15 protein-coding genes are annotated in these 14,368 nt (G+C 42.8%); 3 read left to right on the top strand and 12 right to left on the bottom strand.

The window, feature by feature from the left end; translation table 11 throughout:
* The first annotated feature begins 13 nt into the window (after nucleotides 1-13).
* The 3 genes from APB76_RS22485 to APB76_RS03110 all read left to right on the top strand — a co-directional run bounded on the left by APB76_RS22485 (nucleotide 14) and on the right by APB76_RS03110 (nucleotide 3,299).
* Nucleotides 14-331, top strand: coding sequence for a hypothetical protein (locus APB76_RS22485; protein WP_237767875.1), 318 nt, complete (start codon nucleotides 14-16; stop codon nucleotides 329-331).
* Between the two features lie 91 nt (nucleotides 332-422).
* Nucleotides 423-2,369, top strand: a complete 1,947-nt coding sequence (locus tag APB76_RS03115; RefSeq protein ID WP_054962971.1) for a methyl-accepting chemotaxis protein — start codon at nucleotides 423-425, stop codon at nucleotides 2,367-2,369.
* 96 nt (nucleotides 2,370-2,465) lie between these two features.
* On the top strand, nucleotides 2,466-3,299 hold the full coding sequence (locus APB76_RS03110; protein ID WP_054962972.1) for a sulfurtransferase: 834 nt from the start codon (nucleotides 2,466-2,468) through the stop codon (nucleotides 3,297-3,299).
* A gap of 147 nt (nucleotides 3,300-3,446) precedes the next feature.
* Here APB76_RS03110 and APB76_RS03105 read toward each other — a convergent pair whose 3' ends face one another.
* From APB76_RS03105 to APB76_RS03050, 12 genes are read right to left on the bottom strand one after another with little or no spacing between them, the layout of a single operon-like run.
* Nucleotides 3,447-4,013 carry an OmpA family protein gene (locus tag APB76_RS03105; protein ID WP_054962973.1) on the bottom strand — a complete coding sequence of 189 codons (567 nt, stop codon included), beginning with the start codon at nucleotides 4,011-4,013 and terminating at the stop codon, nucleotides 3,447-3,449.
* A 1-nt stretch (nucleotide 4,014) separates the two neighbouring features.
* Nucleotides 4,015-5,343 (bottom strand): pilus assembly protein TadG, encoded by a 1,329-nt coding sequence (locus APB76_RS03100; RefSeq protein ID WP_193395068.1) that lies wholly within the window; start codon nucleotides 5,341-5,343, stop codon nucleotides 4,015-4,017.
* Nucleotide 5,344: 1 nt separating this feature from the next.
* Nucleotides 5,345-5,929, bottom strand: a complete 585-nt coding sequence (gene tadF / locus APB76_RS03095; protein ID WP_054962974.1) for a tight adherence pilus pseudopilin TadF — start codon at nucleotides 5,927-5,929, stop codon at nucleotides 5,345-5,347.
* Nucleotides 5,919-6,449 carry a TadE family protein gene (locus APB76_RS03090; RefSeq protein WP_054962975.1) on the bottom strand — a complete coding sequence of 177 codons (531 nt, stop codon included), beginning with the start codon at nucleotides 6,447-6,449 and terminating at the stop codon, nucleotides 5,919-5,921. The genes tadF and APB76_RS03090 overlap by 11 nt, the downstream gene beginning before the upstream one ends.
* Entirely contained in the window at nucleotides 6,446-7,570 is a 1,125-nt protein-coding gene (locus APB76_RS03085) for a tetratricopeptide repeat protein (RefSeq protein ID WP_054962976.1), read from the bottom strand. The genes APB76_RS03090 and APB76_RS03085 overlap by 4 nt, the downstream gene beginning before the upstream one ends.
* Nucleotides 7,567-8,433 carry a type II secretion system F family protein gene (locus APB76_RS03080; protein ID WP_054962977.1) on the bottom strand — a complete coding sequence of 289 codons (867 nt, stop codon included), beginning with the start codon at nucleotides 8,431-8,433 and terminating at the stop codon, nucleotides 7,567-7,569. Before APB76_RS03080 ends, APB76_RS03085 begins: the two co-directional genes overlap by 4 nt.
* Complete coding sequence (locus APB76_RS03075; RefSeq protein WP_054962978.1) at nucleotides 8,433-9,347, bottom strand: type II secretion system F family protein; 915 nt, start codon at nucleotides 9,345-9,347, stop codon at nucleotides 8,433-8,435. Before APB76_RS03075 ends, APB76_RS03080 begins: the two co-directional genes overlap by 1 nt.
* Complete coding sequence (locus APB76_RS03070) at nucleotides 9,344-10,609, bottom strand: CpaF family protein (RefSeq protein WP_054962979.1); 1,266 nt, start codon at nucleotides 10,607-10,609, stop codon at nucleotides 9,344-9,346. The genes APB76_RS03075 and APB76_RS03070 overlap by 4 nt, the downstream gene beginning before the upstream one ends.
* On the bottom strand, nucleotides 10,606-11,799 hold the full coding sequence (locus APB76_RS03065; RefSeq protein WP_054962980.1) for an AAA family ATPase: 1,194 nt from the start codon (nucleotides 11,797-11,799) through the stop codon (nucleotides 10,606-10,608). Before APB76_RS03065 ends, APB76_RS03070 begins: the two co-directional genes overlap by 4 nt.
* A 2-nt stretch (nucleotides 11,800-11,801) precedes the next feature.
* The gene (locus APB76_RS03060) at nucleotides 11,802-12,263 is read right to left on the bottom strand and encodes a hypothetical protein (protein WP_049846110.1); all 462 of its coding nucleotides are present in this window, start codon (nucleotides 12,261-12,263) and stop codon (nucleotides 11,802-11,804) included.
* Entirely contained in the window at nucleotides 12,263-13,588 is a 1,326-nt protein-coding gene (locus tag APB76_RS03055) for a type II and III secretion system protein family protein (protein WP_054962981.1), read from the bottom strand. The genes APB76_RS03060 and APB76_RS03055 overlap by 1 nt, the downstream gene beginning before the upstream one ends.
* The gene (locus tag APB76_RS03050) at nucleotides 13,589-14,365 is read right to left on the bottom strand and encodes a CpaB family protein (RefSeq protein ID WP_054962982.1); all 777 of its coding nucleotides are present in this window, start codon (nucleotides 14,363-14,365) and stop codon (nucleotides 13,589-13,591) included.
* Between the last annotated feature and the right edge of the window lie 3 nt (nucleotides 14,366-14,368).

The following is a 14,368-nucleotide window of genomic DNA, read 5'->3' as shown; positions in this document are numbered from 1 at the left end:
GACCCCAAATTTGATGATGAATAATCCAAAAGTGTTCCTTACAGCTTTGCTCATTCTCTCATTCATTCTCGTTCTACTTGTTTTTACCCTACCAACAAGTCACACCTCTTCGATTAAAGGTGTGGTTGTTTCTCAGACGGTAACTCAATCCCTCGATGGCCGCCGTCGATATTTGAACGTTCAATTAGACACTGGACAAACCACACTCGTCACAGCACCAATCGCCTCTGACTGTCCTGAAGGCTCCATCATTACGTTACATGAAGAGCGAAGCTCCCTGCATACAAGTGGTAACTATCGCTTTTTTTCTTGCCTACCCCATTATAAGTAAAGTGTCACACTAATTAGATAAATGCTAAATAGTGTATAAGCTTACATAAGTATCAATAGGCCATTTAGCACACTATGAGGCAGGGACGCTTATGTTGAATCTTACTATAGCCAATAAAATACGCCTTGGATTTGCAGTCTGTCTTTTGTTTTTCCTCGTTGCCATTCTATACAGTTACCGGGGCATGGTGACAGCGGCACATAACTTTGAACACTATGGTGAACTCTCTTCAGAAACGACCTTGGCAGGTGAAATCCAAGCTAATTTCCTTAAAGTTCGCTTGAGCGCTTTGCAGTACACCAATACCCTTTCTCAGCAACAACTCTCAATTTATGAAACTCGACTTAATAAATTAAGAAAAATGGTCGCTGATGACTTGAAAATGACGACTGACCCACAGCGTACTAAACATTTAGATACTGTTTTAAAAGAAGTTAATCTGTTCGCGGCTTCGTTCGAAATCGTTAAACAATCAACCGAAGCCGTGGAGCACAAGGTTTACGTCGAGATGGTCGAGCTAGAAAAGAAAGCAATCTACGACCTTGAGCAAATGATCGAGGCGGCACACAAAGCATCCAACACTGACATCGAATATTATTCTTCACTCATCATGGAAAAGTTTTTGCTCGCCAATATCGCGGTGCTCAACTATCTACACAATGAAGAGGACGAAGTTGCAGCCGAAGTAAGAAACTACTTCAACATAGAACTGCCAGCACTTGAAACTAAGTTCAGAAACTATATCACTGACAGCCGAGATACCGCTCTTTTAAACGAGTTCCTAGAGCAACGTAACGTTTATGCACAAGGCTTTGAAGACGTTACCCAACTTAGAAAGACTCAACATAAAGCCGAAAAAGAAATGTTAAAGCTAGGCCTAGATATTTCTAAAGAGCTAGAGCTCATCAAGCTTGAATCTGTAGAAGAACAACACGTACTATCAGAAGAGTTGCTTGAAGCAAAAGAGGACACGATTGAAATCATTGTCACCCTCGCTATTCTTGCCCTTATTGTGGGCATTGCGACGGCTTTGGCGATTACTCGTTCAATTCGAATTGGTATTGACAAGGTCAAGGTTATCTCTTCTCAGCTCGCTGAAGGGGACCTTTCTAACGACGTTGAAATTAAGGGTAAGGATGAAATTGCTGATCTGCTCAGCAATATGCGCACTACGATTCTTTCACTACGTGATATCGTCGGTAAGGTTAACGATTCTTGTATCAAGGTCGGACAAATGTCTGAGGAGCTGTCTGCGATTACTCACACTACCAATCAATCTTCGGATCAACTAAGCCACGAAATGGAACAGATTTCGTCCTCAGTGCAGCAACTGTCGACCAGTACCACAGAGATCTCTCAAAGTGCTTCCGATGCTGCTTCATTTACCCAGTCTGCAACAGGCAATGTTAACAATAGCCTCAGCGAAGTTGAGAATACACTGGAAGCAATAGACAATGCAGAAAGAGCAATGAAAGTAGGCTCAGCTCAAGTTGGCGAACTTTATGATGAATCGATGAATATTGGAAGTATTCTTGAAGTGATTCAAGGAGTTGCTGAACAGACTAACCTACTCGCCTTAAATGCAGCAATTGAAGCAGCTCGCGCAGGTGATCAAGGTCGCGGGTTCGCCGTAGTCGCAGACGAAGTGCGCTCACTTGCGAAGAGAACTCAAGAAGCGACTGGGCAGATCGACGCAATGATCCACTCTCTTCAAAGCGGAGCAGATTCTGCGAGGCAATCCATTGATTCCAGTCATGACACCGTGACAAAAGCAGCACTACAGGCTAAGTCTGTATCTGAAAACATATCCGCCATTCATAGCATCATCGACGAGTTAGGTGATACAAACACCCAAATTGCCACAGCGGTTGAAGAACAGTGCATGGTAACAACTACAGTCAGCGAGAATATCACCCAAACATACAATATCACTCGTGAGAACAGTGAAACCGTCAAGCATGTTGCCGAATCCGCACAGGAACTGGCTGAAGTAGCCCAATACTTGGACATGCAAATGAAGCGGTTCAAAATCGCTTAGCGACACATTTCCTAACGATAAATTACGACACGGTTGCTTGTTCTCGGGCAACCGTGTAGCTTTATCTTAAGTCTTTGGAATACATAAGGATAGCCAATGTCGCCTCTGATCACCCCTACTGATTTACATGCGTTGATGGGCAATAAGAAACTGATCATCTTAGATGCAAGCATCGATTTTCAAATCCCCGGTGAAGTTGAAAAAGACAAAACGAACCTCATTCCAAATAGCCTCAGGTTCGATTATGACAAAGATTTCTGCGACCTAAACTCCCCCCTTCCCCATATGATGCCCAGTGAAGAACAGTTTAATTCACTGGCAAAAAAGCTGGGAATTAGCAACGATTCTCTCATCGTTGTCTATGACAATAGTGGTACATTTGCCTCTCCAAGAGCGTGGTGGATGTTTCGGGCAATGGGGCACGAACAAGTCTATATCCTAGATGGAGGACTAACAGAATGGAAAGCTAAGGGTGGTGAGACAACTCGGTCATATCGCCAGCCAGAGTCTAGTGGTGACTTTTCCGGTCAACTCAACCCAAACTATTTCGTTAATGCCGACTACGTTCTTGCGCAGATTGACAACAGTGAAAGCTTGACGGTTGATGCCCGTTCTCGCGCACGGTTTAACTGTGAGGTAGCAGAACCACGACTAGGCTTAAGAAGTGGGCATATTCCTAACTCTGTATGCCAACCATTTTCTGAGCTAATGGACGGACATAAAATAAAACCTGTTCAAATGCTGCAAGAGATTCTACAAGGTTCTCTATCTCTGCAAGCTAAACACACTCTGTTTAGCTGCGGTTCTGGGGTAACTGCGTGTATCGTACTGCTAGCTGCTTACCTATCGGGGTATCAAAACCTTGCAGTGTATGACGGATCTTGGACGGAATGGGGTGCGGATCCTTCTCTTCCAATTATAAGCAGATAACCTAATTCTTATTGAAACTGTGCACATATAAGTTCATACATTATTTCAAAAGAGCCAGCACCCACTGCTGGCTCTTTGTTGATCAAAGAACACCACTCATCGCCGAGGCCCACAAAATACACAAGCAAGCAAATATTAAGCAACGCATCACGACTTTACGGTTATCACTACACGGCGGTTACAGCCTGTCGCCGTATTTTCGGCAAGGTTACAGATCGGAGAGCTTTCACCGTAAGCATGTTCTACAACTCTGTTTCCTTGCTTTAAATCACTTTGAAGAAACTTGGCTACCTGCATGGCTCGACGGGCAGAAAGCGCCTTGTTATACCCCTTGCTGCCTAAACTGTCAGCATGCCCTTCTATATAGATCTTTGCTTTAGCACTTACTAGCCCTAAATACTGCTTTAACACTTGCTTATGGTTAAGTGACAGTTTGTAAATATCGACACCATAGTTAAGTACCAAAGACTGTGTCTGTTTATCGTAAAAACACACTTCATCTCCGGCCTCTACATGCACGACATCACGATCGCTGCCCAATATCGTGTTTTCTATCTTCTCTTCACGTTGCGTTAAATGACCGATAACCTGGGTTTTGACCGTATGAGAAGAGACTAAGGTAGTCGATGTGATGAATTCATCAACGCTACCTAAGCAGTTCGCATAACCCAGCGGCGATAGTAAGATTGAAGTAATAATTACTGGGTATTTCATATTAATCCTTAAGTCTTCCTGTTTCTTCATTAATAAGGTTGAGAATGTATTTGTAAACGTCATCACCATCTTTAGCGTGATAAATATTTTTACGTCCAAAACAATCGCCAAATCCATCCGATGCTTTTACTTTGTAATCAACACCGATAACCCCCATCGTGACTTTGGTTTTTCCTGCTTCTCCAGTTTTGCTTTGGAATCTGTTTCTCTTAGATGAAATAGTCGATCGTAACTTTTTACACAGTCCTCGATTAACTAAGCGTTGCAGGTAACTCTCGTCGTTGTCGGCACCATCAGACAAGACAATAAATACTTGTTCGGGGTTAATATTTGTCGCCCTATTGGCTTCTTGAGCGGCGGCTATAATTCCATTCCAAGACGAAGTTCCGCCCTCTGCTCCCAGATCTCGACTTGATAGACGAGCCTTGAATGCTGAATAGTCTTCAGTCAGCGGTATGTCATAAAACTTGTAATAGTCTGCAATTAACGTCTGATTGTTGTAGTAAACCCGGTCAACTTCATCTCGGCTCATGCCGTGATGGTATTCCATTGTTTGATTGTAAACCTTCGGCTCGTCGAACATTTTTTTTACAGTTTCACTAGGGGTACTTCTGGCGTAATCGTATATAATTTTTTTGGGCCAACGACCGCGTTTGATCTCCTTCGTTCCTTGCGTATTCATCACAATCACTTCATCTGTTTGCTTAACGTGATGAGGGTTATACCCCAGCAAAGCGACACGGCTTTTCTCTTCCGTATTGAAGTTTTCGATATCTTCAACCACTCGTTCGATCGTTTGTTTAACAACATCCAGCTTTGATTTTCCCCCTTTCCAGTTGTGTGTCATTGAGCCACTAAAGTCACCAATAAAATACACATCGACAGGTTGCGGAAGATATTTGCGAGTCACTGACTGCCCAGCGACTTCAAATTCTGGCTTCAACTCTGCTTCTTCATAAGCTATCCAAGATTTATGTTCGGCTTTTGCACTCACTACAAAGTCACTGAAGGGGGCAAGCTCTCCACTTGCTTGCACGCAACCATCTTTGTATTCACAATTACGTGTATACACTTCAACATCAACGTCATTAATATTGTCAACGACATATCTATCCACTAATTGACGTGCATATTTGACATTGTCATCTTCCGTTTCTTTAGGGCTTGCAATTAAGGCTAAGCTCGCCACTTCTGCTGCCTCTAACACGCGCGCATGGGCCAGCATTTGTTGTGCCATTTGCATTGAGAAGGCCATAAAAATAACCATAATTGGTAGCAAACCGATAAACAGTATTCCTGCCACACCACGATGTTTATTGATCGTACTCATCCTAGACCCTCGCAAATGAATATGATGTACTTAACAAGCGAAGAACCTCGCCACTTGTAACACCGATTAAATTCACCGGAATTTCGTAGCACAACGAGACTTGGTACAGCGGCAGTCTGCGACCTCTTGAAGTCACGGGCAGCATTTCAATGGCTTTTTCTTTGGTTATGTCACTCATATCCGGAAAATCGCAGCCATGAATTGCCCCTTTAGTAAGCGTTGTTTGAACGCGTTTATAATTGATCGTTCCGCTTGGCAATAGAGTTTCTTCCAATCGAATTTCATCGATACGCATACCGAATTTAGATTTTTCAAAGTTTGGAATCATACGTTTCATAGACGCTGAAGCGATGGAATACGTTGCGTGTTCTGTCTTGCGACAATTACCCGCACAGATATCGAGAGCTGCACTAAACAGCTGTTTTCTTTCCGCGAGGATCGTCGTAAGCGAATACGCCGCTCTGTCTAACTGACCCTTTTTGTTGATAGCCAGCATGTAATTCACTACAACCAAAAATAAACCTGAAGCGAACACTAGGACTAACGCAAGCTCCACAGCAAAGGAACCCGTTTGTTTAACTCGCACAGCCAGCCCCCTGTCCAATCTTAAACGAACATCGTTCGTATTCTTGAATAGTGATAACTTCTCGCCTGATTGCCATGTCTGGAAACCAGATAGACACTACAGGATCATAGGTATATTCGAGGTTGTATACTGCCAGTGCCATATCTTCCGGTTGATCTTTTTTATCAGGACACTCTTCTGATGACTGATATGCGTCAGTACACTTTAAGAAACCATCGTAGTCTTTGAAGTAATCAACCCGAATTTTGACACTCCCAGGCTTTACCGCATTGCTCCATAATGCGCCCCCAGCCTTGTTCATTTCATCTTTGATCATTTGAGCGTAGTTCACTGTATTGCTATTGCTTGAGTCTCCGGCTTTTTTGGTACGCATGACTGCGGTGGTCAAAGCATGGTCAGTCATGCTCATATTAAATGTCAGGATGCAAACCTCGACCCAGCCAAAGATAATCGCTAGAAACAAGGGAATACCCATCGCAGCCTCTATCGTTAGAGAGCCTTTTTGCTTAGATCGCTTCATAGTCTAACGTACCTTTTTTTCGTGTAATCAACGACAAATGCGCCTTTAATATCTAAGCTAGTAAGAAATGTTTTGGCTTCGTCCAGATCATTGAACTCCCCGATACAATAACGCTTCCATAAGCCGTGAGTGTATGAGTAAACCGCTCCATAATTCGTCTTAAGATAATTTAGAAAATCAGAAGGAATTGCAGTATAAGTCGCTAACACTTGTACGCGATAAATTGGCAATACTCCTGGTTTCAATTTGTTTGGATCAAGTTCTGAACCATCAAGGCTGTTCTTCGCCTGTTGAAACTCATTGTCGGTAGCAAGGCGGCTAACCTTGGTCGTTGGTGCAACGAAACTCGCACCTGCTCCCCTTGAGTTAAATGGTGTTTTTGCTGTCGACTGTCTCACTGAACTGCCGCTCCTTTTGTTCTTTTTGATAGAGCGCATTAATGCTGCAAGTTGCTTTCGCGCCTGTTCATCACTATTGGTATGTCTGAGTACTTCTAACGCGATGTCCGGACGATCAGCGTTTACCGAAGAAATAATCAGATTTGAACGCACTTTCTTGTCGCTAGGGCTAGCTAAGTACAAATCGTACAAAGTGTCGGTTGCTCCGAGGTAATCTGACTGCATCATCTTAACCACAGCGATGTTGTTGCCTGCTTCTCTATCAGAAGCACCTTGCTTTCTACTTTCCTCAAATTGCTCAATGGCCTCTGAGAAATGTTTCTGCTGAGCAAGTATTTTTCCTTTAAGCAGGTGGAATTGGCCCTCTTCTCCCCCTTCATCTAAGTACAAATCGAGGTTTTCCAATGCTTGTGCATAGTTTTTCTTTTGATAATCGAGTCGAGCATTGGTCAATATGAACTCTGGCTGTTCCAAGTCACTCTCTGAATAGGTATTTCTATAGAGTTCGGCAGACTTTATGTCTTTTTGCGTCAAATAAAGATCAACCAGTTTTGCTTTGTAGAACGGTTCGAGCTTTAAATTTGCTTTGTAAAACTCAATCAGTTGCTGATCATTGCCCGAACCAATCATTAGCTTTTCTTTGGTTTGCAGTTCTGTGTTCACAGCCGTACATCCCGCTAGAACAAAGGTGATTAGCAGTAAGTAAAATGTTAGTTTTTTCACGTCAACATCCTCAAAATGCCTGGGGCGGCAATCAGTACGACGATAGGAATCATGATAAAAGCAATAAGAGGTATAGACATTTTTGCCCCCATTTTTCCTATCCTTTCTTCAAGGTCCATCATATTGAGTTCGCGAATATCCGTTGCCAATGTCGCCAACACAGGCCCAATAGAGGAACCGAATTGAAGGCTCTGGACTAGTGTCATGACAAAACTTTGAGATTCACTAGTTGGTACTAGATCGTAAAATTCTTCTAACGCCTTTTCTAAACCGACCAGCCGGGAACGCTCCACAGTGACACGCACCACATAGGCTAAATTACGGTCGACGGTCGCTAACTCTTTGGACAAGTAATCTAAGCTTGATTCGATAGTCATCCCGGTATGAACACAAACATTCATAAGATCGAGTAGAAATGGCAATCTAGAGCTGATGTGCTTTATATTGGCTTTGCCTCTGCTCGTAACAAACGCATCAGGCCCGATAATAAATAGTCCTAGAGCACCTAATAAGTAGAGTAGAGAAAAGGCAATCTCCGTTTGACCTTGAAAGCAATCAAAACCAATAAGAGCTAAACAGACCGTAAACGGGATGATTTTTATTAGATAGTAAACATCAGCCAGATAGTCACTATAGAATCCCGCAGCTACGAGCTTTTTCCGTGTTTCGTCTTTGTTAAAGCTAACTTGAGACAGCGCTACTTTTATCAGGTCGATACGCTTACGTTCCTCTCGAGTAGAGCCGATGATTTTTCTCGTCGCAATATTGGCTCGTGTATTGTCCCATGCCTTCAGTACACCACCCGCAATCAACATTGAAAACAAAAATGCGAAAGCCCACAGCGTTAGGGTTTGAAGATCCATTACTCGACTCCTCGCAAGATAAACCAGATGCACACAAAACCAATAAACTCGCTTATCAACACGTAATAGAAGATTGGTTGCCCGCTAGGTTCAAACATGACGAAGTTGTAATTCTCTGGGCTGGTGAATTTCAAAATAATCAAGAAAATGACGGGTAAGCAAGCGATGATCTTCGCTGAAGCGCGTGCCTCTGACGTCAACGCATTTTTCTTTTTTTCTACCGCTCTTGAGTCGAACATGAGTCGGTTAATGCGATTAATCACGTCTTTAAGCTGTCCGCCGCGGTTCAAGTTAATTCGAATTGTCGACGCGAAGAAAAAGTACTCTAAATACGGGAAAGTCGCGGCACTTCTTTCAAGTACGTCGTCTGGGTCTTCACCAATTAACAGTCTTTCGGCCATATACTTAAATTCATTACCTACTTCGTTGTCTAGTTGTTTCCCTACATACTCAAATGCATGCACAATGCTCTGACCGGCAGAAATCGCCCCGCTTAGAATGTTCAGTGCGTCTGGAAAGTTGTTTTTGAATTTTTCAGCTTGCCTTTGCTTAAGCTTGGTGAAAAACACTACAAACAGGATCGGTTCAATGATGACCAAGCATGTCATGAAATCTTGACGAAAAAAGAACTCGTTGATTGCGTAGACTGCTCCCGCAGAAACTGATACGAACAGCAAAATTTTAAGAGCCATATTCGGCTGAAATACTTTTACTGCTGCTTTGTATTGTTGACGTAAGCGTGCTTTAAAATCTCTTTCAAACTGCTGTGCATCGATAACCGATCGGGCACCTTTTACCCCTTCAAATTCGGCCTCCATCTGGATAAGCTTGTTGAGCTGCCGATTCTGGCGCGTACGCACACTCAACCAATAAACGAACAAGCCCGCCCAAGCGAATATCAATAATAGGGTCATGTAAAAACCTCCCTCACCGTATCCTCAAGACCAAAAAACTTGGCACGCTCATAGATAACCGAACGCGTAGACAACCCTGGTGTGCGAAATTCCCCGTTGATTTTGCCCTCTTTAAACTCAGAACTGGCTTCGTAACGAAAAATGTCTTCCATCACCACGCTGTCACCTTCCATGCCGATTATCTCTGATATGTACATCACTTTACGGCTACCATCGTGTAGACGCTTTACCTGCACGATCAGGTCGACCGCGCTTACAATGGTCCGTCGAATAGCTGAAATGGGGAGACTCGCTGTCGCCATCATCACCATGCTCTCGGTACGAGCAATGGCATCTCTTGGCGTATTAGCATGTAGGGTTGACATTGAGCCATCATGACCAGTATTCATCGCCTGAAGCATTTCAAATGCTTCACCTCCACGACACTCGCCAACAATGATTCTGTCAGGACGCATACGCAGCGCATTAATTACGAGGTCACGCGCCGGTACTTCACCAGTTCCTTCTACACTCGCTTGACGCGTTTCCAATCGAACAATATGAGGCTTTTGCAGTTGAAGCTCGGCTGCATCTTCAATCGTAACGATACGTTCCGTTTCTCCGATAAAACCAGACAATGCATTTAGCAACGTCGTTTTGCCCGAACCGGTACCACCCGATATCAAAATATTACATTTGCAGTGGCTGGCGATAGACAATAGCTTAGCCATTTCAACCGACATTGCGCCAAACTCAACCAAGTTCTCCAGCTTTATCTTTTGTTCTTTGAACTTACGAATTGAAATAGACGTACCGTCAATGGCCAGCGGGGGAATCACTATGTTAACGCGGCTCCCATCCATCAAGCGTGCATCACACAAGGGTTTCGATTCGTCGATACGACGACCTACGTTAGAGGCAATTCGTTTTGCAATCGTATTAAGCTGCTTCTCATTGACAAATTGAATTGGAGACTTCTCAACCTTTCCACCAATCTCAATGAAGATGTCTGAGGGCCCATTGATCATGATGTCTGAAATATCATCGTTATCGACGAGCTTTTGTAGCGGACCTAAACCTTTAAGTTCATCAAGAAGCGCTTTTACAAGCTCAACACGTTTGAGTGAACTCACTTGTAGCTTCTTCTTATCAATCAGAATATTGACTGAGTCTTTTAACTGCTCTTCAAGCTCTTGCGTACTGATCTCTACTAGAGTCGCGGCATCCAATGCATCAAAGATTTCATCTCTAAGTTGGATGTAGATTTCTTTTATTTGATTCATTTTCTAAACAGTGAAAAACGTGGTTTGGTTTTGATCTTCTTGCCCGTTAGGGTAGAAACCATATTAGCTATCGAAGCCGACGATTTGGATTGCATGAAATGCCCGATACCCTGCTGAATAAGCACCTTTTCCAACGCCGGTTCATACGAGAAATCAATGCTAGTTTTAACCCGGATTCGCTCTTTGGCGCTAGGCAGTGTCACCATGAAATCTTTTGCAGGGCGATTAAGGTTAAACACCAACTCATGTTCCGTTTTGCCGAGCTTTTTCTTCAATAAGTTGTAAGATCGTAGCGACGATACAGAAGGATCACATACGACAAAAATACGGTGATATTTTTCACTTAACTCTTGGTCATGGATTTCTTCGTAGCAAGACAATGGTACTGAGTCGATAATAAAGTTGTATTGATCAATAAGCTGATTAGACAAATTAAATAGCGTTGTCGCATGGTCCGACAGGCAAGCTATATTCTTTTCCAAAACGAGGTAATCCAACTTATCCATTACAGAGTGGAGGTACGTCTTAGCAATTGCATCATCAATATCAATTTGATTTAAATCTATGCTGTTTTGCTTAGCTTTAAGCCCTTTTATCCCAAGATAGATATCGCTGTTCATTGCGCCTGAATCATGATCGACAAGCAAAGTTTTTAGATTAGCCAGTCCTGCCAGAGAGTGGCATAGAAGGGAGCTAACGCTAGAGACTCCCACCCCACCTTTTGTTCCTAGGACCAGGATTCGCTTAGCGACTCGGGTACGCTTAACACTTGATTCTTGGTCCTCACTAGACTTAATTGCCGCAAGTAATGCGTCAAGCTCCACATCCCACAACACATAGTTCGCACCTAACGAGTGAACCTGGTTTCGTAACTTAATCGAATCAACGTCGCACACTACCAGTAATGAAATACTGACATCTAAGCGCGTGGCAATCTCTGAGGTTTGGTCGACTACATTACTAGCACCACGCAAGTCCAATATGACGTGATTTAGCTGGATATCAGAATGATTCCAAGCACTGTCGTTATCAATGTCCGCTACTTCTATAGGCTTTGCGTAGCCTTCAATCGCATACAAGTCGTTGACGGACTCGATAAACTCAGCGTCATCTGAAACAACAAGATCCCTTGCCGATATACTCTCCTTCATTTTCGAAGACGAGTTTTTAAATAAGATATCTAGATCCATGTTTATTGAACTCGTGTGATTGGATTAACTAAGCTAATATTTCGGTTGTGTTCAACACTGCAGCCAAATCGGTAAGCCTCTCTTTTGCTGAAAGTCATCACTCCACAATCACTGCTTCTGATTCGCACGTACTGGGCTTTGAGCAAAATATTTTTTTCTTGATTAGGGTTAGCTAGTACAACCTTGTATCTATCCTTTGCCACACCTTCTGTTTTAAACTTATCATGTAGAGTCGCGACAAAATCACTCGACCCCGTTTTGTACTCAACGACAAATCTAGCTTTAGGCTCACGTCTTTTTATGTCCTTTATAAAAGCTACTGCTCGCGCCATTGAATCGTCACCTTGAGTGGTATTAAACTCCAATCGCTCTTCCAATTGCTCAATAACACTCGAGTTGGCAGTATCTACTTGACTGCATGCCGCGCTTAAAAGTGCCAACATTGAAATAACTATCCAACGCATCAGTTGAAACCTCCCTGTTCTATTGTTCCTTCAAGTTCTGGCTCATTTAATTCCGATAAATCGATTCGGAATAATCGCTCTATATCACTAGTACGTCTAAAGCTTGGTAGCTTGACCTCTTCTGAATCTACTGGGTCAACAAGATTGACCGTTGCTACGATGATCAATTCTGTTTTCGAACGGTTTGTGGTCGTATGGCTAAATAAAGCGCCTAAAATTGGGATATCACCAAGGAATGGAATTTTAGTTAGCGCTTCACGCTCTTCTGAGGTTAAGAGGCCAGCGAGTACAAAACTTTGGCCGTCTTTAAGATGAACGGTAGTTTGCGCGCGACGAGTCCTGAGTGTAGGGACAGAGATTAAGCCTGTTGATGTTTTGTTCGATTCATCAATCGAGCTAACTTCTGGCATAAGTGTAAGACGGATGTTTTCAGAATCAGTCACTTTCGCGACCATGGCTAGCTTAACACCATACTCTTTGTAACTAATGCTGATACCATCTTCATCACGAACAGCAATAGGGATTTCGCCACCAGCAAGAAAGCTAGCCTGCTCGCCAGAGATCACCGACAAATTTGGTTCGGCCAGAACTTGCCCAATCTTGTCATCTCCACTGGCTGAAATAACAGAAACAATATCTTGAGCAGTGAAATCAAGCAGTTTGTTAACGAATTTTCCTGGTTCACCACTATCGCTATAAGTGACGCCTAACTCAGTCAAAAACGAGCTAGAGACTTCTGCGACAGTCAGCTTTACATTGATTTGTTCAGTGGTTAAAACTTTAAGATTATTGATCACCTGATCGTAAGTAAATCGAGAGGTATAGTCTAATTCATCATACTCTTCTCCGTCCGCATCCCTAAGCTCATAAGCGTGCCTACGGCGCTCTTTTTTTAGCATCTCACCCACCAAGCGATACACTTTTTGTTTGACCTCTTCGCTACTGACTATGCCGTCTAGTACCACTTGGTCACCGACATTCGAAACAACAACACTTTCATCCGGGAAGCGTGCAATAATAGTCTGTTTCAACAGCCTCAGGCTTTGGTTTACCACTAGCTCAGCGTTGTAGATTTCGTTTCCGCCGCGATCGTATACAATTACCGACGTGCTACCTTGACCAACGCCATATACTACGACCTTATTTTCATCAATAATTTTATAGTCAGCGATTTGTTGGTTTGCGACAAAAACAGTAGCAATCTGACGTTTTAGGTTGATTGTTTTGGCAGCCCCTTGATCTAAGCTCATCAGTTGCGAAGCATAAGAAGGTAACGCGAGAATAAGACATATCAGAGCTGCTGACTTAGTTTTATTTGCTATCATTTAGTCTTTACCCCTCAACTCTCTTACACCAAATTGTGTTTCTAGCAAATCACTGCTACGAATGGATAAATAACGGTTTTCGATCTCAGCTGGAACAATATTGACGTCACCCACTTTTTGTGCCATTTCTAGCTTTAGTACATCACGCATTTTAAGGGCTATTACGATGCTGTATTGCTTATCTTCCGCATCCTGAGCGTCTTCGTCTTCATCACCTTTAATGACCTGTAAAACCCTTGCGCCACTAATAATCACGCGACTAACTAAACCACCAACATCACCATACCCTTCTTCCAACAAATTGTTTTCGGAAGAAGTTGTAGAAACAAAACTCACTTTGTCACCAGGAAATAGTGCTAGTGTTTGTACGACTCCAAGGCCAGTCACATGGTAATAGTAAGGCAACTCTCCTTCATTAATGGACAAAAACATATAGTCTCTATCACCTGGATTTGAAATATCTTCTTGAGAGATCAGTTCACCGGGATTTAAATCTCGCCTAAAAAGAGCGCCTTGCTTAATTATAATTTCATTCTGTGGTGTATAATCTACACCCTCTAGTTGTGTCAATTTAACCAACTCTGTCTTGTGCGAGTACGTTGTTATTATTTGACCTTTTTCGGCCTTACGATCTATGACTAAGACAGTAACTTTAGGCTCAGTTTTAATAATTTCAGATTGTTGAACTTCATTTGACAAAAGATAGTTATTGTTAATAAATATAAAGGTAGAGAAAATAGCGAGAGCAACGAGTACAAGAATAACTGTTCTATTCATATT

The organism is Vibrio bivalvicida, assembly GCF_001399455.2.
In the GTDB taxonomy this organism is placed as follows: Bacteria; Pseudomonadota; Gammaproteobacteria; order Enterobacterales; family Vibrionaceae; genus Vibrio; species Vibrio bivalvicida.
This window is presented reverse-complemented; position numbering and strand designations above follow the sequence as displayed.